Raw genomic sequence first — 22,180 nt, forward strand, 5'->3', positions numbered from 1 at the left:
AGTTCTGCGTTGGAGAATGTTTCAACCACCACGCTGATTATTATTCTCTCCGTCATGGTACTGGTTTCCGCCTGGTTTGCCGGGTCGGAAACCGGAATGATGACGCTTAACCGCTATAAGCTGCGCCATCAGGCCAAAAACGGCAGTCGCCCCGCACGCCGGGTGGAGAAGTTACTGCGTCGCCCCGACCGGTTGCTCAGCCTGGTATTAATCGGCAATAACCTGGTGAATATTCTGGCTTCCGCACTTGCCACCATTGTTGGCATGCGTATTCACGGTGACGAAGGGGTTGCGATCGCAACCGGTATCCTGACCTTTGTGGTGCTGGTATTTGCTGAAGTGCTGCCGAAAACAGTGGCGGCCCTCTATCCCGAACGCGTCGCCTTTCCCAGCAGCCTGCTGCTGGTCCCGCTGCAATACATCATGCTGCCGCTGGTCTGGCTACTCAACACCATTACCCGTCTGCTGATGAGGATGGCGGGTATCCGCGCTGACGGTGCCATCAACTCCGCGCTGAGCAAAGAGGAGTTGCGTACCATCGTCTATGAATCGCGTAGCCTGATGTCACGCCGTAATCAGGACATGCTGCTCTCCGTGCTCGACCTGGAGAAAGTCAGCGTTGATGACATCATGGTTCCGCGTAACGAGATCGTCGGCATTAATATCAACGATGACTGGAAGTCGGTGGTGCGCCAGTTGAGCCACTCGCCACACGGCCGCATTGTGCTGTTCCGGGACTCACTGGATGACTGCGTCGGCATGCTGCGGGTGCGCGAAGCCTGGCGCATGATGACGGAGAAAAAAGAGTTCACCAAAGAGACGTTGCTGCGCGCCGCCGATGAGATCTACTACATCCCGGAAGGGACACCGCTGAACACCCAACTGGTGAAGTTCCAGCGCAACAAAGAGAAAGCGGGCGTGGTGGTGGATGAGTATGGCGACATCAAAGGGCTGGTGACGATAGAGGACATTCTGGAGGAGATCGTGGGTGACTTCACCACCTCCATGTCACCGTCACTGGCAGAAGAAGTGATGCCGCAGAATGATGGGTCCGTGCTGATTGAAGGCAGCGCCAGTGTGCGTGAAATTAACAAGGCGTTTAACTGGCAGCTGCCAGAGCAGGAAGCGCGCACCATCAACGGCATGCTGCTGGAAGCGCTGGAAGAGATCCCTGCCATCGCCACCCGTGTTCAGATCGGCCACTACAACGTCGATATTCTGGACGTGCAGGACAACATGATTAAACAGGTGCGCATCACGCCGAAGACGCCACTGAAAAAATCGGTAGGGTCCTGAAGCGATAAAAAAACGCCGCAATCGACATGATGCGGCGTTTTTTTTAGCAGCAAAGCTCTGACTAGATGTGCAGTTCTTTCAGCTTGTCAGCAGGCAGTTTCAGATCTTCGTTGCGGTTAACGCCGATCTCATGCGCCAGCACATTGCGGGCGATCTGCTGCGCTTCATCCAGTGAGTGCAGCTTGTAGCTGCCGCACTGGTATTCGTTCAGCTCAGGGATCTGGTTCTGATCTTTCACTTTCAGAACATCTTCCATCGCCCCTTTCCACGCTTTGGCAACGCGCTGCTCGTCTGGTGTACCAATCAGGCTCATGTAGAAGCCGGTGCGGCAACCCATTGGCGAGATATCGACGATTTCCACACCATCACCATTCAGGTGATCACGCATGAAGCCGGCAAAGAGATGCTCCAGCGTATGAATGCCACGCTCAGTGAGAATATCAATGTTCGGGCGGCAAAAACGCAGGTCAAAAACGGTAATCGTATCGCCATGCGGAGTCTTCATGGTTTTCGCCACGCGAACTGCCGGTGCGCCCATGATGGTGTGATCAACGGTAAAACTGTCCAGTAGTGGCATACGTCACCTCCTGTTCTGAGAATTTTTTTTAAAACGATGAAACTTTTCTGTTCGCCCAACGTCTGAATATATGAAAGACGCGCATTTGTTATCATCATCCCTGACAACAGAGATGTTAATTTGGCCACATTGATGTGGCCTTTTTCTTTTCTACCCTTCCCGGCTCGCCAGATACGCTTCAAAATTCAGCTTATCATTCGCTTCCAGCTGCTGCTGTGCAGCAACAGACGCCTGCGCCTGACGCGTGAAATCTTCTTCTGTCAGCACTTCCAGCGGCTCTTCGCAGAGCAGATGGCGATACTGTTCAGCCAGCGCCACGCCGGTTCCGGTTACACCGTTGTCCTTCATTGCCTGAAGGATGCGCGCCGAGTAGGTTAGCTCAGGATCGTCGAACGATGCTACCAGTTGATCGCAAACCTGCTGATATTCCGTGCTGTCCTGATTATGACTGTCTAACACTTCAGCAACCCGACGCAGATCGGCAAACAGGGTTTTGCCCACTTCAACCAGCGAATGTTCCGCTTCTCCGCAGCCTACGGCAATTTTCTGGTCCGGTTTACGACCTTCCAGCACAACCCGGTTCCAGTTTATACGGGTGCATTGCAACTCATCTGCACTCATTTCCGGCGCATCGGCCAGGGTACACCAGATCAGGAACAGGTCGAGGAAGCGAACCTGATTCTCATCTACGCCGATCGCAGAGAACGGGTTGATATCCAGCGAACGCACTTCAATGTACTCAATACCACCACGCAGCAGCGCATCAGAAGGCGCTTCACCCGAGCGTGTCACACGCTTAGGCCGGATTGGCGCATAGAGCTCGTTTTCAATCTGCAGCACGTTGGTGTTGAGCTGCAGCCAGTTACCGTCGGCATCTTTAGTGCCCATCGCTGCATACTCTTCTGACGGTGTCTTGATCGCTTTCTTCAGCGCAGTGACATAGCCTTCCAGTGAGTTAAACGTGATGCCCAGAGAGCTCTGCGATTTATTGGTGTAGCCTAAATCGCTCAGACGCAGTGAGGTGGCATACGGCAGCCACATCGTGTCTTTGTCGTTGGTTTCGAACGGCAGCGCGCTCTCACGGCCCTGCAGGAAGCTGGAGCTGATAGCAGGCGATGCGCCAAACAGATAGGGGATCACCCAGCCGAAGCGATAATAGTTGCGGATCAGCCGCAGATAGCCCGCCGAGATCGTCTCTTTTCCGCTTTCCTTATCTTTCACGTCAGCCCACTCCTGCCAGAATGAGAGTGGCAGTGAGAAGTTATAGTGAATGCCGGAGATGGTCTGCATCAACGCGCCGTAGCGGTTTTTCAGTCCTTCGCGGTAGAGCGTCTTCATCTGACCAATATTGGACGTGCCATATTGCGCCAGTTCAATATTGTCCGCATCGTCAATCACGCACGGCATACTAAACGGCCACATGCGTTCATCACCCAGTTCACGGGCAACGTGACGATGAATATCGCGCAGGAATGCCAGCATATGATCAATGCTGTGATCCACTGGCGTAATAAACTCCAGCAACGTTTCGGCAAAGTCAGTGGTGATCCAGTCATGTTTCAGCGCCGACCCCAGAGATTCCGGGTGGCCGCTTTTTGCCAGCTCGCCATTTGCCTGTACACGCAGCGTTTCACGCTCGATGCCACGGCCAATACCTTTAAGGGCATTGGGATGCGCTTCCAGCCAGGAGAGCGCTTTAGATACGTCCGGGATCACATTACCCCCCCGCTGTGATAATAATTTATTTTTGTTCAGCATAATGTTAACCGTAGCCTCGAATCTGTGCGAATCAATGCCACCATTGCATACCCTGTAATGTGGCAGTCGCGATAACGATATAACGCAGTGTTTTGCCGACAGCGAGAAACAGCATCGCGGGTAGCCAGGCGAAACGTAACCAGCCTGCCAGAACGCAGAGCAGATCACCTATCACTGGCAGCCAGCTGAATAACAGTGCTGCAGGTCCCAGTCGGTGCAACCACGTCATTGCTGTGTCATGCCATCGCCCCTGACGTTTTAACGGCAGCAAGCGACCAATAAGAATGTTGGTTAAGCCGCCCAAGGTGTTTCCCAGTGATGCGGCCAAAAGCAACCCGTAAACTGATGTCTTTTTTGCTATCAATAGTGCTATCAGCAGTGCTTCAGAACTTCCCGGCAGGAGCGTTGCACTTAAAAAGCTGCTGCCGAACATCGAGGCATAGGTAAGAACGTCACTCACAGTAAGCGGACATCCACCACAGCCATACCTGCCGCCTTCGCTGCCTGAATACCAAAGTCCGCATCCTCAAACACCACACAACGTGCCGGCGTCACACCCATTAGCTCAGCGCAGCGTAAGAAGGTTTCAGGCTCAGGTTTATGACGCTGTACGTCGTCAGCACCGACGACGGCCGAAAAGAGCTCACGTACGCCCAGCTGCGTCAGTAACGCCTCTGCCATGCTGTGTTCGCTTCCGGTACCGACCGCCATCGGACGACGCCCGTGATACGCTTTCACCACCTCCATTAAAGGCAGTGGCTTCACGTTTTCCAGCAGCATCGCTTTCACGGCAGCGGTTTTTTCTGCGGCAAGAAGATGAGGGTCGAGTGACGACTGATTGGATTCAATGATGAACTGCGACAGCCGCCAGGTTGGTGCGCCATTGAAGTCGATAATACGAGCTTCATCCAGCGTTAATCCATAACGCTGGAGCACCTGACGCCACGCTTTTCGATGTGTCGGCTCAGTATCCAGAATCGTGCCGTCCATATCGAAAATCAGGGCGTCATATTGATCGTACATTGTCACTCCGGACATTCATCAAATGAGACATTACTTTAGCCTAATGTGGACAGGTTGTCGCCAGGGGGGATGAACAGCAAATGCTTTGAAAGCATTAACAATTTTTGTTTTCAGATAAAGGTGATCGTGCACGGCCAGCGATAAACGTACGAAATTCCAGCGTTTTTTAACATTCTTCTGGCAGACAAGCGGCGGCGGACGGGCATGGGCAGCAAAACAGAAGGCGTTGATGCGGGAAACAGGCGTTTCGGATCGCTTAAGTCAGGATGATGAATCAATGGGGCAGATTAAACAGGAAAAGAGTGCGTGTGAAGCCAGAGGGAAACTGCAGAGGTTTTTCAGGATACTCACTCAGCGTTTGCTGTACGGGCGGTTACGGAAGTAACGCTATCGTGTTTAGTGAGGTCTTAGCGATCATCGCGCCATGATACTTTGAGGGATTGTAAGACTGGATTTGAAACTAAAGAAGAAGATGGTGCATCCAGGAGGATGACTCAGCTTGCGCTTCGCCCTGCGGGCCGTTGCTGATGCAACGTTATCCCCCTTCGTGCGGCCGGAACGCTTATTGCGTCATGTCACACTGAGGAACTGCCAACATTCGAGAAGATGGTGCATCCAGGAGGATTCGAACCTCCGACCGCTCGGTTCGTAGCCGAGTACTCTATCCAGCTGAGCTATGGATGCATTGGGGTCTATCTTTTGGGGTCTATCTTTTGAGGTACAACTTTTTATGGACTTACAGAAACCAACCTGAGGATGTTACAAAGAATGGTGCATCTAGGAGGATTACTCAGCTTGCGCTTCGCCCTATGGGCCGTTGCTGATGCAACGTTATCCTCCTTAGTGCGGCCTGAACGATAATCACGTCATGACACACTGAGGCACTGTCCATATTCGGGAAGAATATGGTGCATCCAGGAGGATTCGAACCTCCGACCGCTCGGTTCGTAGCCGAGTACTCTATCCAGCTGAGCTATGGATGCATAAATCAAATTCTTGTACAACGCAGGGTGCTAACTACTCACCATGAAAGGAATTGCTAATTCGCTTTGTTTCGATGGTGCATCCAGGAGGATTACTCAGCTTGCGCTTCGCCCTGCGGGCCGTTGCTGATGCAACGTTATCCTCCTTAGTGCGGCCTGTACGCTAATGCGTCATGTCACACCGAGGCACTTCTCCATATTCGAAAATATGGTGCATCCAGGAGGATTCGAACCTCCGACCGCTCGGTTCGTAGCCGAGTACTCTATCCAGCTGAGCTATGGATGCATCGAAAATGGCGGTGAGGGAGGGATTCGAACCCTCGATACAGCTTTTGACCGTATACTCCCTTAGCAGGGGAGCGCCTTCAGCCTCTCGGCCACCTCACCTTACGCTTTCTTTCGAACTGTGCGTCTGAACGTTGTTTCTGCTCATCGGCACTGCGTGGCGCACATATTACTTTCCCGGACTTTTAAGTCAAACAATTTTTCCGAAACTTTGTTTGATTGAGCAAATCACACACAATTGGGACAAAATGGCGACAAAAAGAGTGAATTATCAACAATGAAAGATGATGGCGTTAACAAAACAGAGGAGGAACAGGTAGAAAGAAAAGGCAGGATTTTTACAGAAAGCGGTAGCGCCTCGCACAGGTGCGAGACGCTGAATCCGTTAAACGCTGGTTTGTTGCGTTTTTTCAGCCTGGATGCGTTGATAGATCTCTTCGCGATGCACAGACACTTCTTTCGGCGCGTTAACACCGATACGAACCTGGTTACCCTTAACACCCAGCACCGTTACAGTTACCTCATCACCGATCATGAGGGTTTCACCAACTCGACGAGTTAGAATAAGCATTCTTTGCTCCTTGAAAGATTAAAAGAGTCGGGCTTGTACAGGCTCCCGGCATTATCCATCATTTAACGCTGCACAATGTGTATGAGAAATACACCAATGCACATCGATGCGCCAATACATTCTGCTGATAGTTAGTTTAGCCGAAATACACTACATCAACCTGACTTTGTCATTTGCTGCTTTAGCATCGTATTAAAAAGCGCCGGAACAACCGTTCTGACGCTTTTTACGATGCCTTGTTTTAATTCACTTACAGACGGCTGCTGACCCAGTCCTCAACCCCTGCTAATGCGCCTTTCAGAGCACCCGCATCGTTACCACCAGCTTGTGCCATATCAGGACGGCCACCGCCCTTCCCGCCAACCTGCTGAGCCAGACCGGCAATCAACTCACCCGCTTTAACACGGTCAGTCAGATCTTTGGTCACACCCGCAATCAGCGACACCTTACCTTCAGTAACCGTTGCCAGCACAATAATCGCCGAACCCAGCTGATTCTTAAGATCATCAACCATGGTACGCAACATTTTAGGTTCAACATTGTTGAGCTCACTGACCAGCAGTTTCACTCCCTTAATGTCGATAGCATTGCTGCTCAGTGAAGCGCTCTCCTGCGCGGCTTGCTGATCGCGCAGTTGCTGCAACTCTTTCTCCAGAGCCCGTACATGATCGACCAGACCACGCACTTTCTCATTCAGGTTGCTGCTGTTCGCTTTTACCAGCTGCGCAAGATCCTGCAGCTGGCTGCTCTGCGCATTGACCTGCGCCAGCGCGCCTTCACCCGTAATCGCTTCGATACGACGAATACCGGCTGCGGTACCTGACTCCGCCTGAATACGGAACAGCCCGATGTCACCCGTGCGCGCAGCATGGGTACCACCACACAGCTCAACAGAGAAATCACCCATGGTCAGAACGCGCACGCGCTGATCATATTTCTCGCCAAACAGTGCCATTGCCCCTTTAGACTTCGCCGCATCCAGATCCATCACTTCGGTTTCAACCGGCAGGTTGCGACGAATTTGCGCATTGACGATATCTTCGACCTGACGAATCTCCTGAGGTTTCATCGCTTCGAAATGCGAGAAATCGAAACGCAGGTACTTGTCGTTAACCAGCGAGCCTTTCTGCGCCACATGCTCACCTAAAACCTGACGCAAGGCGGCATGCAGTAAGTGAGTAGCAGAGTGGTTAAGACGGATGCGCGCACGGCGTGCCGCATCAACCTGTGCCTCAAGGCGATCACCGATACGCAACTGCCCTGCGGTCAGCTTACCGACATGACCGATTGCCTGACCATATTTTTGTGTATCCTGGACGCTAAATTCAGCATTCTTCCCTTTCAGCAGACCAGTATCGCCTACCTGGCCACCCGATTCGCCATAGAATGGCGTTTCATCCAGCACGACCACGGCATCCTGACCCGCGGTCACTTCATCAACCGCCTCGCCTGCAACATAGAGCGCTTTCACCGTGGCAGCTAAATCGAGCTGGTCGTAGCCTTTGAAGGATGAGGCGGCATCAATACGAATAACGTTGCTGTAGTCAGCACCGAAGCCACTCGCTTCACGTGCGCGCTGACGCTGCTGCTCCATCGCCCGCTCAAAGCCAGCTTCATCGATTTTCAGATTGCGTTCGCGACAGACGTCAGCCGTTAAATCAGCCGGGAAACCAAAGGTATCGTAGAGACGGAAGACGATTTCGCCATCCAGCGTGTCGCCCTGCAGTTTTTCCAGCTCTTCGTCCAGCAGCGCCAGTCCGCGCTCCAGGGTTCTGGCAAACTGATCTTCTTCGCTTTTCAGCACCTGCTCAACCTGAGCCTGCTGGCGCTGTAACTCTTCGCCTGCGGCACCCATGACCTCAACCAGTGGCGCAACCAGCTTATAGAAGAAGGCCTCTTTAGCGCCCAGCATGTTGCCATGACGCACGGCACGACGAATGATACGACGCAGCACGTAGCCACGGTTCTCATTAGACGGGATGACGCCATCGGCAATCAGGAAAGCACAGGAGCGAATGTGGTCGGCAATGACACGCAGCGATTTGTTACTGAGGTCAGTGGCACCGGTAACCTGCGCCACGGCCTGAATCAGTTTCTGGAACAGGTCGATTTCATAGTTGGAGTTGACGTGTTGCAGAACGGCAGAAATACGCTCAAGGCCCATTCCGGTATCAACCGACGGTTTTGGCAGCGGCAGCATGGTGCCATCAGCCTGACGGTTGAACTGCATAAAGACGATGTTCCAGATCTCAATGTAACGGTCACCATCTTCTTCCGGGCTGCCCGGCGGGCCACCCCAGATGTGATCGCCATGATCGTAGAAAATCTCGCTGCACGGACCACAAGGACCGGTATCGCCCATCTGCCAGAAGTTATCTGACGCATACGCGCTGCCCTTGTTGTCGCCGATGCGAATAATGCGTTCACGTGGCACACCGATTTCGTTCGCCCAGATATCAAAGGCTTCATCGTCGGTTTCATAGATCGTCACCCACAGACGCTCTTTTGGCAGGCTGAACCACTGCTCGCTCGTCAGCAGTTCCCAGGCAAAACCAATCGCCTCTCTCTTGAAATAGTCACCAAAGCTGAAGTTACCCAGCATTTCAAAGAAGGTGTGGTGACGTGCGGTGTAACCGACGTTTTCAAGATCGTTGTGTTTGCCGCCTGCGCGTACGCACCGCTGTGACGTGGTCGCACGTGTGTAGTCACGTTTGTCCTGACCGAGGAACACATCTTTAAACTGGTTCATCCCGGCGTTAGTAAACAACAACGTTGGATCGTTATTCGGTACGAGGGAGCTGCTGGTTACAACCTCATGTCCCTTGCTATGAAAAAAGTCGAGAAACGCTTGACGGATCTCAGCAGTGCTCTTGCTCATATATATCCTGGAATCACGCTAACGAACGTTCCCTCTGATCGGCGCGACCACATTCTGGTGGTGCCTGATTAGCGGAACAAAAAGTGGGAATAAGATAAATTTTCTTCAGTGGGAAGTAAAATTACATCGGCTTTTAGTCATCAAAATTTCTGAAAATGGACTGGATATCTTCGCTCATAAAACCCTTTGACTGCAGATAGCGTAGTACTTTCGCTTTCTCTTTCCACTCTGTGGGCAGCGGGTGTCCGAATTTTCGTTCAGCCAGCTGAGCCGCACACGCCGCCCAGTCTACCTCTGTCTCTTCCATTGCAAGATCAATGGCTTCACGGTCGATGCCTTTCTGGCCCAGTTCAAGGCGCACGCGCTGCGATCCAAAGCCTTTACGGCTCCGGCTCTGAATAAATCGTTCGGTGAAACGCTCGTCGTTTAACCAGCCGCTTTCCTGACACCAGTTAAGAACCTGTTCCAGCAAAGCTTCGGTAACAATTTCGGGCTCTTTTTTCTGCGCCCACGCAGCACGCTGCGCTGATTGTTGCAGTTTACGCGCTAACTCTGCACGGCTGTGGTCGCGCTGACCCAGAATACGCATCGCACGGTCAAGCAGACGAGAGTAAGAGACGACATTAGGTTGGGGCTGAGAGGGTTCAGTCATACTGCGCACCTTGTACAAACAGAGGGAGATTATGGCGACAGAACAGGACAGAGGGAAGGCAAGAAAGGCAATAGAGGGGGATAAAAACTACGGGAGAGGCTTTCGCCCCTCCCGCATCAGAGATTAGAAGTCTTCGTTCGCTTCAGCCGCGTCTTCTTTCTCAGCAGCCTTGTCGGCTGCTGCGAGTTTTTCATCCGCGCCGTTGAGCAACATCTCACGTAACTTCAGATCAATCTCGTTTGCCACAGCAGCATTCTCTTTCAGGAAGTTGCCGGCATTCGATTTACCCTGACCAATCTTGTCGCCATTGTAGCTATACCATGCACCCGCTTTTTCAATCAGCTTGTGCTTCACGCCCAGGTCGACCAGCTCACCAAAGGTATTGATACCTTCGCCGTACATGATCTGGAACTCAGCCTGTTTGAATGGCGCGGCGATTTTGTTTTTCACCACTTTAACGCGGGTCTCACTGCCGACCACGTTATCGCCCTCTTTGATTGCACCGATACGGCGGATATCAAGACGGACAGAGGCGTAGAACTTCAGCGCGTTACCACCAGTGGTGGTTTCCGGGTTACCAAACATCACACCAATTTTCATACGGATCTGGTTGATGAAAATCAGCAGGGTATTGGACTGCTTCAGGTTACCGGCCAGTTTACGCATCGCCTGGCTCATCATACGTGCCGCGAGGCCCATGTGTGAGTCACCGATTTCACCTTCGATTTCCGCTTTAGGCGTCAGCGCCGCGACGGAGTCGACGATGATCACGTCAACGGCACCAGAGCGCGCCAGCGCATCACAGATTTCCAGCGCCTGCTCACCAGTGTCTGGCTGGGAGCAGAGCAGGTTATCAATGTCTACGCCGAGTTTCTTGGCGTAAACCGGATCAAGCGCATGCTCGGCATCGATAAAGGCACAGGTTTTACCTTTACGCTGTGCAGATGCGATAACCTGCAGAGTCAGCGTGGTTTTACCTGAAGACTCAGGTCCGTAGATCTCAACGATACGGCCCATTGGCAGACCGCCTGCGCCTAATGCGATATCCAGCGACAGCGAGCCGGTAGAGATAGTTTCCACATCCATTGAGCGGTCTTCACCCAAGCGCATGATGGAGCCTTTACCAAATTGCTTCTCAATCTGGCCAAGCGCGGCAGCTAAAGCCTTCTGTTTGTTTTCATCAATCGCCATTTCAACTCCTAATCAAGCCGGGTAAACACGCACTCAGGGTGCCTGTACTCTTTCTGTTGCCGACAATTATACTGTATAGTCATACAGTATCAAGTTTAATTTGTCAGAAATTCGCCATACAGTTTCTGCAGGGCCCATGCCACCGACTGGCGGCGTACGGCATCACGATCGCCGCTAAAATGCTGCTGAAAAGTCAATACGTTATCCTGTGGCCCGGCAAAGCCAAACCACACCGTGCCCACCGGTTTTTCTTCACTGCCGCCACCCGGACCGGCAATACCGCTGACGGAGATCGCGTAGTCAGCATGGGCCGCCCTGCGGGCACCCAGCGCCATCTCCCGCACCACCACATCACTTACCGCACCATACTGCAACAGCGAAGCAGCCTGAACACTGACCATCTGCTGTTTGGCCTGGTTACTGTAGGTCACAAAACCCCGCTCGAACCAGGCGGAGCTGCCGCTGATATCGGTAAAGACTTTGGCAATCCATCCCCCCGTGCAGGATTCCGCACAGGTTACGGTGGCATTGTGCTGCTTCAGCTTCTCACCTATCTGCGCACTAAGCGCCTGCAATTGCTGATCATCCATTGCGACTCTCCCTTTGGCTGTGGGTTGAAGGTGGTGCAGAAAAACTGCTTTTTCAAGGTCACTCACCATTATTACGCTGTTTTTGCGGCCAGCTTTCCACTGCGCTTACCGGTTTTTCACCGCAACCATAAAAAGACGCGGGAAGGCGAGCAACACCTGACCATCGGCCTGAGCCGGATAAGCCGCGAGCAGACGCTGATGATAATCGGTCAGAAACGCCGTCTGTTCGGTCTCATCCAGCGTTGCCAGAAAAGGCCGTAAACCGGTCGCCTGCAGCCAGCTGATAATCGCCTGCGCATCGGCCATCACGTGATAATAGGTGGTACGCCAGATATCCACCTCACAGCCGGCCTGCGTCAGCAGATCGTAATACTCGCCCGTGGAAAGCAGCTGTGTACGTTCAGCGGCATCGGCATTGATGCGTGAACGCCAGCGATCCTTTGCCGCCACCTCGCGCATCAGCCGGTGCGACGGCTCATTCAGGTTATCAGGCATCTGGATCGCTAACACGCCACCGGGTGCCAGCTGGCTGACCAGATGGGGAAACAGCGTTGCGTGATTATCCAGCCATTGCAGAGACGCGTTGGCGTAGACCACCTGCTGCGGCACATCGGCCTGCCAGTTGCGGATGTCCGCCTGGATAAAACGACAGTGCGGCAGGCGTTCAGCGGCCTGAGTTAACATCGTGGCGGAACTGTCCAGCCCGGTAATCTGCGCCAGTGGCCAGGCATCAGCGAGCAGCTCGGTGCTGTTACCGGGCCCGCATCCCAGATCGGTCACCTGCTCAACCTGTTCCAGGCTGAGGCGCGCCAGAAGTTCGCGGGCTGGACGGGTTCGTTCTGCTTCAAACTTACGGTACAGCACAGGATCCCACTCTTTCATCATGACCTCTCGCTCAGTTATCAGATGCATCCGCTTACTGAGACGGATGAAAGAGGAAAAAGTGCGACCCGTTGCTCATTTTTGAATCATGCGCTGGCAGAGACCGGCCGGAGTCATTAAGTTAAAACACTGTTTCATTTTTTTAACATCCGATTCAGGAGTCATTTATGAGTGAAAAATCGCCCTTTGCCGGTGTCTGGTGCCCTTCAGTCACCCCGTTCAATGCGCAGGGTGCGGTCGATATTGATGCGCTCGGGCGACATTTCTCCCGCCTCAATGACTCCGGTATCAATACCTTACTGGTGATGGGCAGCATTGGCGAGTTCGCCTCACTGACGCAGCAGGAACGCTTACAACTGATTCAGGAAGCCAGACCCTTGTCATCGCTGAAGATGGTCGCAAACGTCTCGGCAACCAGCATTCCTGACATGCTGGAGCTGGCTGAAGCCGCCTGGAAAAATGACTTTGACGCGGTGATGGTGCTGCCGCCCTACTATTATGGCCAGACGCAAAACCAGCTGATGCACTACTTCGAAGCACTGGACGCCCAACTGGGTGGTAAATGGTTTGCCTACAATTTTCCGGCCCGCACCGGCTGCGATCTGACGCCCGCGCTGATTGCCGCCCTGGCGGCAAAGCTGCCCAACTTCGCCGGCATTAAAGATACGGTGGATTGCCTGTCGCACAACCGGATGATGATTGAAGAGACCCGCAAGGTGCGTAGCGATTTCGCCGTACTGTCGGGGTATGACGAGTACCTGCTCCCGAACCTGCTGGCGGGCGGTGCCGGTGTCATTTCAGGACTGAATAATATTGTGCCGGAGTACTTTGCGCAGATGATGACGGCGTGGCGAAGTGGCAATCTGCCGGAGCTGACGCACCTGCAGCAGCAGATCGGCCGTCTGATGGCGATTTACAGTATTGGAGATGATTTCGTAACGACAATTAAAACGGCCGTGGCACGGCGCTATGACTCGATGAGCAGCGGCTCACGAAACTACGGTGGCACGCTGAATGCGGAACAGTGTGCCGCAATTGATAAGCTGTTCAGCTAAGCAGGAAAGCGGGCGCATCCCTGCGCCCCCGATCTCAGTTCTTTTTCACAAACTCAGATTTTAATTTCATCGGGCCAAAACCGTCGATTTTACAATCGATGTTGTGGTCCCCTTCAACCAGACGAATACTTTTCACTTTGGTACCGATCTTCAGCGATGAAGAACTGCCCTTCACCTTGAGATCTTTGATCACCGTGACGCTGTCGCCATCTGCCAGCAGATTGCCGTTGGCATCACGCACTTCAAGTGTTGCGTTGCTGCTGTCACCTTCTCCCTCGGTCCAGATGTGACCGCAGGAGGGGCAGTTAAGGTTATCGCCATCTTGCCAGGTGTAATCGGCGTGACAAGCCGGGCAGGCAGGTAAAGACATAGTGACTCCAGAAATATCAGTGGCTGTGTGGCCTGAAAAAGGGCGTCATCATATAACCTTACAGTTAACAAGGATAGCCTTTATAACAGGCCGCCCTGGCGTGCCTTGCTCACCGCCTCACCCAGCTGCCACACCGCCATCGCATAATGGGTACTGTGGTTGTAGCGGGTAATGACATAGAAATTGGGTAAGCCATACCAGTACTGGTAGCTGGTGCCCAAATCCAGGCGTAGCAGACTGACCTGATCGTTACCGTTCAGCGAGCCCTGTGGGGACAATCCTGACGCCGCCAGCATGCTCACGCTGTAACGGGTTTTGAAGCCATCTTCCAGCATCGGTGCCTGACCGCTGGCCGGTACCGCCACGTTTTCGCCGCTACGCCAGCCATGCTTCTGAAAATAGTGCGCCACGCTGCCGATAGCATCCACCGGATCCCACAGGTTTGCATGACCGTCGCCGTTGAAATCAACCGCATAATCATTGTAAGAGGAGGGCATAAACTGACCATAGCCCATCGCCCCGGCAAAGGAGCCTTTCAGCGCCAGCGGGTCATCCTGCTCTTTGCGCGACATCAACAGAAAGGTTTCCAGCTCGCTGCTGAAGTACTCTGCGCGGCGCGGATAGTTAAAGGATAAGGTCGCAAGCGCATCCAGAATCCGCGTTTTCCCCATCACACGACCCCAGCGGGTTTCCACGCCAATGATGCCCACGATAATTTCTGGCGGCACGCCATAAACCTGCTGTGCGCGTTGCAGGGCATCCTGATACTGATTCCAGAACGCCACCCCATTCTGCACGTTATCGGGCGTAATGAACTTGTTGCGATAGCGGATCCAGGCGCCATTAGGTCCTGGCGCTGGCGTATAGCTTGGTGCCTGACGATCCATCAGTCGCAGCACATAATCCAGTCGTTTGGCCTGACCGATGATGTTGTGCAGTTGCTGACGGTCAAAGTCATGCTTCTCTACCATCTTATCGATAAATTGCTCTGCTGCCGGGTTACCGGCAAAGTCGCCAAACATCGCCTGTCCGCTGTGCGACGGCTGCAGTAAAAAACCGCCCTGTGGCGCAGCCAGCATCTTCTGCTGGGACGGGACTTCAGGTTTGCTGCTGCAGGAGGCCAGAAGCGGGATGAACGCAAGGAAGGCTAACTTGAGGCGCATCGGTTATCCATAAACGAGGGGTAATTTCAGATGCGGTAATAGTAGACGTTCAGCGCAATGACATACAGGGCAAAATCTTAAAAAAACGTCAAGGCAGCCGTGGGCTAAAATGGCTGCGGGACTCTCTCTGTCCCGCAGCCATCATGCGCTTAGCGGCGATTTCTCACCAGCTGATAGCGACGGGTCAGATACTCAACCGGCGCGCTCCAGATGTGCACCAGCCGGCAGAACGGGAACAGCAGGAACAGCGTCATTCCCAGCACCATGTGCACGCGGTAGATAAACGCCACGCCGTCGAGATGCTGCGAAGCGCCACCGTGGAAGGTCACCACCGCCTGCGCCCAGCCCACCAGCTTCATCATTTCACTGCCGTCCATATGCTGGGCGGAGAAGGGAATGGTCAGCAGGCCCAGCGTCGCCTGAGCCACCAGCAGGGTCATGATCAGAATATCACCGACGCTACTGGTCGCCCGCACCCGTGGATTGGTCAGACGGCGCTTCAGCAGCAGTCCACCGCCCAGCAGTGTCATCGCCCCGAACAGGCCACCGGCAATCATCGCCAGTTTCTGCTTTACGTCGATCGGCAGGAAGGATTCATACATCCAGTGCGGCGTCAGCATCCCGACGATATGACCGAAGAAAATACCGATGATGCCGATGTGAAACAGGTTGGAGGCGAGACGCATCCCTTTTTTGTCCAGCATCTGACTGGAACCGGCACGCCAGCTGTATTGCCCGTAGTCATAGCGCAGCCAGCTTCCCACCAGGAAGACCGTTCCGGCGAGGTAGGGGTAAATATCGAAGAAGAAAGTGTTAATAAAATTCATGCTGATTCTCCTGTGGTACGCGCCGTCGCCGCGGCGATGTCCAGATACTGCGGCGCGACCGCATCGGCGAAGCGACGCTGATGCATCGCCTGCTGCGCCGAGGCGCAGCCCTGTTCGCCGAGAAATTTAATCTGCTCCTCTTCCCAGACAGCATCCAGTGCTGCCGGCGTATCGTCGCGCGCTTCCTGCGCCACCTGTGGCTTGAGGGCCGCAGGATCAACTGCGCTACCGGACAGCGTCAGTAACACTGTGAAGAGATCGGCGTAGGGGCTCTGACGCTCTTCAAGCCGCGCCGCCAGCAAGGCCAGGATAGGCACGATGTCGTCCAGTCCCTGACGCGCGGCCTCATCGCTTTTACAGGCGAGATACTCCAGGTAGAGCGGCAGGAAATCGGGCAGCTCTTTGCTGTCCAGCTCCAGACCATCGGCACGATACTGTTCCAGCAGATCAACCATCGCCTGACCGCGATCGCGTGACTCACCGTGCACGTGTTCAAACAGCAGCAGCGAGGTGGCGCGGCCACGATCAAACAGTTCGCAGTAGTCAGCCTGTACGTCGAGCAGTGGCCGGGCACAGAGCTGATTGATAAACCGCACCAGCCGTGCGCTCTGCTGCAGGTTGAGTTCAGAGGCGTCATCCAGCGCCGCGATCAGGTCGGAAGAGTGGGTAAACAGCGCCTCGTCCGGGTAGTCCAGCAGCCGCGAAAGAATCCGTAACGTCATCATGAGGCATCCTCCGGACGGATGGTTTTCTTACTGATGTCGATGGCATCAATACGGCGGCTGTTGAACAGGTTGAATTTGCTGTCGCTGCCGTGACAGCCATCGCCAAAGCTAAAGCCGCAGCCTTTGCTTTCCGGGAAGGCTTCACGCGCCAGTTCGCGATGGCTGGAGGGCACCACAAAGCGATCTTCATAGTTCGCGATCGCCAGATAGCGGTACATCTCCTGCGCCTGCGCTTCGGTCAGGCCGACCTGCTCCAGCGCCCGGATATCATGCTCACCGTCCACGCTTTCTGCGCGTTTGTAATGACGCATAGCCAGCATCCGCTTCAGTGCCAGCAGCACCGGTGCGGTGTCGCCTGCGGTCAGCAGGTTCGCCAGATACTCAACCGGAATGCGCAGGCTTTCCACATCCGGCAGCACGCCGGTGTGCGCCAGCGCCCCGCCATCCACCGCCGACTGAATCGGTGACAGTGGTGGCACATACCAGACCATCGGCAGCGTGCGGTATTCAGGGTGAAGTGGCAGCGCCAGCTTCCACTCCATCGCCATTTTATAGACCGGTGAACGCTGTGCTGCGTCGATTACACTCTGCGCAACGCCATCTTTCAGCGCCTGCGCAATCACCGCCGGATCGTTGGGATCAAGGAAGATATCCAGCTGGCTCTGATAGAGATCTTTCTCGTTTTCCGCTGCGGCCGCCTGTTCAATGCGGTCAGCGTCATAGAGCAACACGCCGAGATAGCGGATACGGCCGACACAGGTTTCTGAACAGACGGTGGGCTGGCCCGCTTCAATGCGCGGATAACAGAAAATGCATTTTTCTGATTTGCCGCTTTTCCAGTTGAAGTAGATCTTCTTGTACGGACAGCCGGTGAGGCACATCCGCCAGCCGCGACATTTATCCTGGTCGATCAGTACGATGCCATCTTCGCCGCGTTTGTAGATCGCGCCGCTTGGGCAGGTCGCCACACACGCCGGGTTGAGGCAGTGCTCACACAGGCGCGGCAGGTACATCATGAAGGTGTGCTCAAACTGACCGTAAATCTCCTTCTGGATGTTATCGAAGTTCTTATCCTGCGAACGTTTGGCAAACTCGCCGCCGAGGATCTCTTCCCAGTTCGGGCCGTTTTCGATCTTTTTCATCCGCTGACCGGTGATCAGCGAGCGCGGACGCGCAATCGGCTGATGCTTACCGGCGGGCGCATTGTGCAGATGCTGATAATCAAAATCGAACGGTTCGTAGTAATCATCCAGCGCCGGCACATCCGGGTTGGCGAAGATCTTCGACAGCAGGCCAATGCGACTGCCCATGCGCGGCTCCAGCTTACCGTTGATCTTACGGATCCAGCCGCCCTTCCACTTCTGCTGATCTTCCCAGGCGTGCGGATAGCCAACACCAGGTTTGCTTTCAACGTTGTTAAACCAGGCGTACTCCATGCCCTCGCGGCTGGTCCAGACGTTTTTACAGGTCACCGAGCAGGTGTGGCAGCCGATACATTTGTCGAGGTTCAGCACCATGCCGACCTGTGAACGAATTTTCATGGTTTTACCTCCTGCTGGCTGCCCTGGCAGGCATCGTTGCCTTCCCCATCTAACCAGTTAACGTTGTTCATTTTTCTCACTACCACGAACTCATCGCGGTTAGAGCCGACGGTGCCGTAGTAGTTAAAGCCCCAGGAGAGCTGCGCATAACCGCCGATCATATGGGTCGGTTTCGGGCAGGTCCGCGTCACCGAGTTATGGATCCCGCCGCGCTGGCTGGTGATCTCCGAGCCAGGGATATTCACGATACGTTCCTGCGCGTGGTACATCATGGTCATACCCGCCGGGATGCGCTGACTCACTACTGCACGTGCGGTCAGCGCACCGTTGGCATTGAACGCCTCGATCCAGTCGTTATCCACGATACCCAGCTCACGAGCGTCATCTTCACTCATCCAGACAATCGGTCCGCCGCGCGACAGTGTCAGCATCAGCAGGTTGTCGCTGTAGGTGGAGTGAATGCCCCACTTCTGGTGTGGCGTCAGGAAGTTCAACGCCTTCTCCGGGTTACCGTTGGGTTTGCTGTTCAGCAACGGCTTCGCCGCGCGGGTATCGATTGGCGGACGATAGACCATCAGGCTCTCGCCAAAGGCGCGCATCCACTCATGATCCTGATAGAGCTGCTGACGGCCGCTCAGGGTTCGCCACGGGATCAGCTCATGAACGTTGGTGTAGCAGGCGTTGTAAGAGACATGTTCATCTTCCAGCCCTGACCAGGTCGGACTAGAGATAATTTTGCGCGGCTGCGCCTGGATATCGCGGAAGCGAATCTTTTCATCTTCTTTATTGAGCGCCAGGTGGGTGTGGTCACGACCGGTAATCACGCCCAGTGCCTGCCAGGCTTTCACCGCCACCTGACCATTGGTTTCCGGTGCCAGCGCCAGGATCACTTCTGCCGCATCGATCGCCGTGTCGATATTCGGCCGCCCCGCTGCCGGGCCATCCGCTTTGACGTAGTTCAGTTGCTTGAGGAAATCGACCTCTTTGCTGGTGTTCCAGCTGATACCTTTGCCGCCGTTACCCAGGGTCTCCAGCAACGGTCCCAGCGAGGTAAAGCGCTCCCAGGTCGCCGGATAGTCGCGCTCCACCACCATAATGTGTGGCGCGGTTTTACCCGGAATCAGATCGCATTCGCCTTTTTTCCAGTCTTTCGCCTCAAAAGGCTGCGCCAGTTCCGCGGGTGAGTCATGCAACACCGGCAGAGTAACGACGTCCGTTTCAACGCCTAAATGACCCGGGCAGAGATCGGAGAAGGCTTTGGCGATGCCTTTGTAGATTTCCCAGTCACTTTTTGAGTCCCAGGCAGGATCGACGGCCGCCGAAAGCGGATGAATAAACGGATGCATATCCGAGGTATTCATATCGTCTTTTTCATACCAGGTCGCCGTTGGCAGCACGACATCGGAGTAGAGACAGGTGCTCGACATGCGGAAGTCGAGTGTGACCACCAGATCCAGTTTGCCTTCGGCACCCTGATCCAGCCACTCCACCTCTTCCGGCTTCACGCGGCCCTGCTGGCCTAAATCTTTGCCCTGAATGCCGTTTTCCGTGCCCAGCAGATACTTCAGCATGTACTCATGCCCTTTACCGGATGAGCCGAGCAGATTGGAGCGCCAGACAAACAGGTTACGCGGGAAGTTCTGCGGATCGTCCGGCTGTTCAGCGGCAAACCGCATGGTGCCCTGCTTCAGGCTTTCCACGGTGTAATCCAGCGGCGACTGACCGGCGGCTTTCGCCTGCGCCGCGATGTGCAGCGGGTTGACGTTAAGCTGCGGCGCTGAAGGCAGCCAGCCCATACGTTCGGAACGGACGTTAAGGTCGATCAGGCTGCCGCTGTAGCGACTTTTATCCGCCAGCGGGGAGAGCAATTCGCTGGTGGCCAGGGTTTCATAGCGCCACTGACTGGAGTGGTTGTAGAAGAAGGAGGTGCTGTTCATCTGGCGTGGCGGACGCTGCCAGTCCAGGCCAAAGGCCAGCGGGGTCCAGCCGGTCTGCGGACGGAGTTTCTCCTGGCCGACATAGTGCGCCCAGCCACCGCCGCTCTGACCAACGCAGCCGCAGAAAATCAGCATGTTCATCAGGCCACGATAGTTCATGTCCATGTGATACCAGTGGTTCATACCGGCACCGACGATGATCATCGAACGACCGCGGGTTTTCTCGGCGTTTTCGGCAAATTCACGGGCAATGCGAATGATGTTCTGACGGGAGACACCCGTAATCTGCTCCGCCCAGGCCGGGCTGTACGCTTTGATGTCGTCGTAGGTTTGCGCGCAGTTGGCATCATCCAGACCGCGATCCAGACCATAATTCGCCAGCGTCAGATCGTAGACGCTGGTGACCAGCGCTTCACTGCCATCCGCCAGTTGCAGGCGTTTCACCGGCAGCTTATGCAGCAGGATTTCGTCCAGCGCAACGCTGTTGAAATGCTCGCTGGTAATGCCACCGAAGTAAGGGAAACCGACCTCGACCACCTCATCGTGGCTGCCGAGCAGGCTGAGCTGCAGTTCAACTTCCTGATGTGATGCCCCATCACGCTGCTCGAGGTTCCATTTGCCTTTTTCGCCCCAGCGGAAGCCGATAGATCCCTGCGGCGCAATCAGTTCCCCGGTCGCCTCGTTAATCGCGACGGTTTTCCACTCCGGGTTATTCTCCTGACCGAGCCCATCCACCAGATCGCTGGCGCGCAGCTGACGGCCGGCGGCGTAAAACCCGCCTTCACGGGGTTCCAGCAGCACCAGCATCGGCATATCGGTGTAACGGCGCACGTAGTCGCGGAAATAGCCAACTTCGCGATCAAGATGAAACTCTTTCAGCATCACGTGGCCCATCGCCAGCGCCATCGCGCTGTCGGTGCCCTGCTTCGGACTCAGCCACTGGTCACACAGCTTCGCGACCTCAGCATAGTCCGGCGTGATCGCCACGGTTTTCGTCCCTTTATAGCGGACTTCCGTAAAGAAGTGCGCATCCGGGGTACGGGTCTGCGGCACGTTAGAGCCCCAGGCAATAATGTAGGAGGAGTTGTACCAGTCAGCCGATTCCGGCACGTCGGTCTGCTCGCCCCAGGTCATCGGTGAGGCCGGCGGCAGATCGCAGTACCAGTCGTAGAAGCTCAGACAGGTTCCGCCAATCAGTGACAGGTAACGTGCGCCCGCAGCGTAAGAGACCATCGACATCGCCGGAATCGGTGAGAATCCCATAATGCGGTCAGGGCCGTAAGTCTTCGCGGTACAGATGTTCGCGGCGGCGATCATCTCGTTGACTTCCTGCCAGCTGGAGCGGACAAAGCCGCCGCGTCCACGCGCCTGTTTGTAGCTTCTGGCCTTTTCAGGATTACTGATGATGGATGCCCAGGCGTCCACCGGGTCGCTGTGCTGCGCTTTCGCGTCGCGCCAGAGCTGAATCAGCTTCTTGCGCATTAACGGATATTTCAGGCGGTTAGCGCTGTAGAGATACCACGAGTAGCTGGCACCGCGTGGGCAGCCACGCGGCTCATGGTTTGGCAGATCGGGACGGGTACGCGGATAGTCGGTCTGCTGGGTCTCCCAGGTGACCAGTCCATTTTTGACGTAGATTTTCCAGCTGCATGAGCCGGTACAGTTAACGCCGTGCGTGGAGCGCACGATTTTATCGTGCTGCCAGCGACTGCGATAGCCATCTTCCCAGTCGCGGTTGCTGTTTAACGTCTGGCCATGCTGGCCGGAAAAGGGTTCGGCCAGCTGTTTGAAATAGCGAAACCGATCTAGAAACTTGCTCATCCGGAATACTCCTGAAGGCTTAATGTGACATTGCTGACTCTGCATCTGTCCCGAC

Annotated in this window: 18 protein-coding genes and 4 tRNA genes; 2 read left to right on the forward strand and 20 right to left on the reverse strand. The window is 54.8% G+C overall.

Annotated elements, in window-relative coordinates; translation table 11 throughout:
- The first annotated feature begins 9 nt into the window (after positions 1–9).
- Complete coding sequence (locus GVJ63_RS12075) at positions 10–1,296, forward strand: HlyC/CorC family transporter (protein ID WP_159226944.1); 1,287 nt, start codon at positions 10–12, stop codon at positions 1,294–1,296.
- A gap of 61 nt (positions 1,297–1,357) precedes the next feature.
- On the opposite strand, the gene luxS is transcribed toward GVJ63_RS12075, so the two are convergent.
- The 14 genes from luxS to tam all read right to left on the reverse strand — a co-directional run bounded on the left by luxS (position 1,358) and on the right by tam (position 12,686).
- Positions 1,358–1,873 carry an S-ribosylhomocysteine lyase gene (gene luxS / locus GVJ63_RS12080; RefSeq protein WP_010248493.1) on the reverse strand — a complete coding sequence of 172 codons (516 nt, stop codon included), beginning with the start codon at positions 1,871–1,873 and terminating at the stop codon, positions 1,358–1,360.
- 150 nt (positions 1,874–2,023) lie between these two features.
- Positions 2,024–3,631 (reverse strand): glutamate--cysteine ligase, encoded by a 1,608-nt coding sequence (gene gshA, locus GVJ63_RS12085; protein ID WP_159226945.1) that lies wholly within the window; start codon positions 3,629–3,631, stop codon positions 2,024–2,026.
- A gap of 31 nt (positions 3,632–3,662) precedes the next feature.
- Entirely contained in the window at positions 3,663–4,091 is a 429-nt protein-coding gene (locus GVJ63_RS12090) for a YqaA family protein (protein ID WP_010248498.1), read from the reverse strand.
- Positions 4,088–4,654 (reverse strand): fructose-1-phosphate/6-phosphogluconate phosphatase, encoded by a 567-nt coding sequence (gene yqaB / locus GVJ63_RS12095; protein WP_022623783.1) that lies wholly within the window; start codon positions 4,652–4,654, stop codon positions 4,088–4,090. Before yqaB ends, GVJ63_RS12090 begins: the two co-directional genes overlap by 4 nt.
- Positions 4,655–5,261: 607 nt before the next feature.
- Positions 5,262–5,338, reverse strand: a tRNA-Arg gene (locus tag GVJ63_RS12100).
- A gap of 222 nt (positions 5,339–5,560) precedes the next feature.
- Positions 5,561–5,637: transfer RNA gene (locus GVJ63_RS12105), tRNA-Arg, on the reverse strand.
- A 209-nt stretch (positions 5,638–5,846) separates the two neighbouring features.
- Positions 5,847–5,923, reverse strand: a tRNA-Arg gene (locus GVJ63_RS12110).
- Between the two features lie 8 nt (positions 5,924–5,931).
- A tRNA-Ser gene (locus GVJ63_RS12115) sits at positions 5,932–6,024 on the reverse strand.
- Between the two features lie 283 nt (positions 6,025–6,307).
- Positions 6,308–6,493 carry a carbon storage regulator CsrA gene (csrA, locus tag GVJ63_RS12120; protein ID WP_008927091.1) on the reverse strand — a complete coding sequence of 62 codons (186 nt, stop codon included), beginning with the start codon at positions 6,491–6,493 and terminating at the stop codon, positions 6,308–6,310.
- 250 nt (positions 6,494–6,743) lie between these two features.
- Positions 6,744–9,371, reverse strand: coding sequence for an alanine--tRNA ligase (gene alaS / locus GVJ63_RS12125; protein WP_010672120.1), 2,628 nt, complete (start codon positions 9,369–9,371; stop codon positions 6,744–6,746).
- Positions 9,372–9,504: 133 nt separating this feature from the next.
- Entirely contained in the window at positions 9,505–10,023 is a 519-nt protein-coding gene (locus tag GVJ63_RS12130) for a regulatory protein RecX (protein WP_010248508.1), read from the reverse strand.
- A gap of 123 nt (positions 10,024–10,146) precedes the next feature.
- Positions 10,147–11,214: a recombinase RecA gene (recA, locus tag GVJ63_RS12135; RefSeq protein WP_010248510.1), complete on the reverse strand. Its 1,068-nt coding sequence runs from the start codon at positions 11,212–11,214 to the stop codon at positions 10,147–10,149.
- 95 nt (positions 11,215–11,309) lie between these two features.
- A complete protein-coding gene (gene pncC, locus GVJ63_RS12140; RefSeq protein ID WP_159226946.1) occupies positions 11,310–11,804 on the reverse strand; it encodes a nicotinamide-nucleotide amidase in 495 nt (164 codons plus the stop codon).
- A 105-nt stretch (positions 11,805–11,909) separates the two neighbouring features.
- Positions 11,910–12,686: a trans-aconitate 2-methyltransferase gene (tam, locus tag GVJ63_RS12145; RefSeq protein WP_033772480.1), complete on the reverse strand. Its 777-nt coding sequence runs from the start codon at positions 12,684–12,686 to the stop codon at positions 11,910–11,912.
- Positions 12,687–12,853: 167 nt separating this feature from the next.
- Between tam and GVJ63_RS12150 the strand changes: the two genes are divergently transcribed.
- A complete protein-coding gene (locus GVJ63_RS12150) occupies positions 12,854–13,741 on the forward strand; it encodes a dihydrodipicolinate synthase family protein (protein WP_159226947.1) in 888 nt (295 codons plus the stop codon).
- Between the two features lie 34 nt (positions 13,742–13,775).
- On the opposite strand, the gene GVJ63_RS12155 is transcribed toward GVJ63_RS12150, so the two are convergent.
- From GVJ63_RS12155 to GVJ63_RS12180, 6 genes are all read right to left on the reverse strand, one after another.
- A complete protein-coding gene (locus GVJ63_RS12155) occupies positions 13,776–14,111 on the reverse strand; it encodes a zinc ribbon domain-containing protein YjdM (protein WP_010248517.1) in 336 nt (111 codons plus the stop codon).
- Positions 14,112–14,191: 80 nt separating this feature from the next.
- Positions 14,192–15,274, reverse strand: coding sequence for a lytic murein transglycosylase B (gene mltB / locus GVJ63_RS12160; RefSeq protein ID WP_010248519.1), 1,083 nt, complete (start codon positions 15,272–15,274; stop codon positions 14,192–14,194).
- Between the two features lie 149 nt (positions 15,275–15,423).
- A complete protein-coding gene (narI, locus tag GVJ63_RS12165) occupies positions 15,424–16,101 on the reverse strand; it encodes a respiratory nitrate reductase subunit gamma (protein ID WP_010248521.1) in 678 nt (225 codons plus the stop codon).
- A complete protein-coding gene (gene narJ / locus GVJ63_RS12170; RefSeq protein ID WP_010672124.1) occupies positions 16,098–16,826 on the reverse strand; it encodes a nitrate reductase molybdenum cofactor assembly chaperone in 729 nt (242 codons plus the stop codon). Before narJ ends, narI begins: the two co-directional genes overlap by 4 nt.
- Entirely contained in the window at positions 16,823–18,367 is a 1,545-nt protein-coding gene (gene narH, locus GVJ63_RS12175) for a nitrate reductase subunit beta (RefSeq protein ID WP_060680820.1), read from the reverse strand. Before narH ends, narJ begins: the two co-directional genes overlap by 4 nt.
- Positions 18,364–22,125 carry a nitrate reductase subunit alpha gene (locus GVJ63_RS12180; RefSeq protein WP_064690372.1) on the reverse strand — a complete coding sequence of 1,254 codons (3,762 nt, stop codon included), beginning with the start codon at positions 22,123–22,125 and terminating at the stop codon, positions 18,364–18,366. The genes narH and GVJ63_RS12180 overlap by 4 nt, the downstream gene beginning before the upstream one ends.
- Positions 22,126–22,180: the final 55 nt, after the last annotated feature.

Source organism: Pantoea sp. 18059 (assembly GCF_902706165.1).
In the GTDB taxonomy this organism is placed as follows: Bacteria; Pseudomonadota; Gammaproteobacteria; order Enterobacterales; family Enterobacteriaceae; genus Pantoea; species Pantoea agglomerans.

Coding starts and splice junctions, on each gene's coding strand:
- luxS (WP_010248493.1), bottom strand. CDS start 1,873: ATGCCACTACTGGACAGTTTTACCGTTGATCACACCATCATGGGCGCA.
- gshA (WP_159226945.1), bottom strand. CDS start 3,631: ATGCTGAACAAAAATAAATTATTATCACAGCGGGGGGGTAATGTGATC.
- yqaB (WP_022623783.1), bottom strand. CDS start 4,654: ATGTACGATCAATATGACGCCCTGATTTTCGATATGGACGGCACGATT.
- csrA (WP_008927091.1), bottom strand. CDS start 6,493: ATGCTTATTCTAACTCGTCGAGTTGGTGAAACCCTCATGATCGGTGAT.
- alaS (WP_010672120.1), bottom strand. CDS start 9,371: ATGAGCAAGAGCACTGCTGAGATCCGTCAAGCGTTTCTCGACTTTTTT.
- GVJ63_RS12130 (WP_010248508.1), bottom strand. CDS start 10,023: ATGACTGAACCCTCTCAGCCCCAACCTAATGTCGTCTCTTACTCTCGT.
- recA (WP_010248510.1), bottom strand. CDS start 11,214: ATGGCGATTGATGAAAACAAACAGAAGGCTTTAGCTGCCGCGCTTGGC.
- pncC (WP_159226946.1), bottom strand. CDS start 11,804: ATGGATGATCAGCAATTGCAGGCGCTTAGTGCGCAGATAGGTGAGAAG.
- tam (WP_033772480.1), bottom strand. CDS start 12,686: ATGAAAGAGTGGGATCCTGTGCTGTACCGTAAGTTTGAAGCAGAACGA.
- GVJ63_RS12150 (WP_159226947.1), top strand. CDS start 12,854: ATGAGTGAAAAATCGCCCTTTGCCGGTGTCTGGTGCCCTTCAGTCACC.
- GVJ63_RS12155 (WP_010248517.1), bottom strand. CDS start 14,111: ATGTCTTTACCTGCCTGCCCGGCTTGTCACGCCGATTACACCTGGCAA.
- mltB (WP_010248519.1), bottom strand. CDS start 15,274: ATGCGCCTCAAGTTAGCCTTCCTTGCGTTCATCCCGCTTCTGGCCTCC.
- narI (WP_010248521.1), bottom strand. CDS start 16,101: ATGAATTTTATTAACACTTTCTTCTTCGATATTTACCCCTACCTCGCC.
- narJ (WP_010672124.1), bottom strand. CDS start 16,826: ATGATGACGTTACGGATTCTTTCGCGGCTGCTGGACTACCCGGACGAG.
- narH (WP_060680820.1), bottom strand. CDS start 18,367: ATGAAAATTCGTTCACAGGTCGGCATGGTGCTGAACCTCGACAAATGT.
- GVJ63_RS12180 (WP_064690372.1), bottom strand. CDS start 22,125: ATGAGCAAGTTTCTAGATCGGTTTCGCTATTTCAAACAGCTGGCCGAA.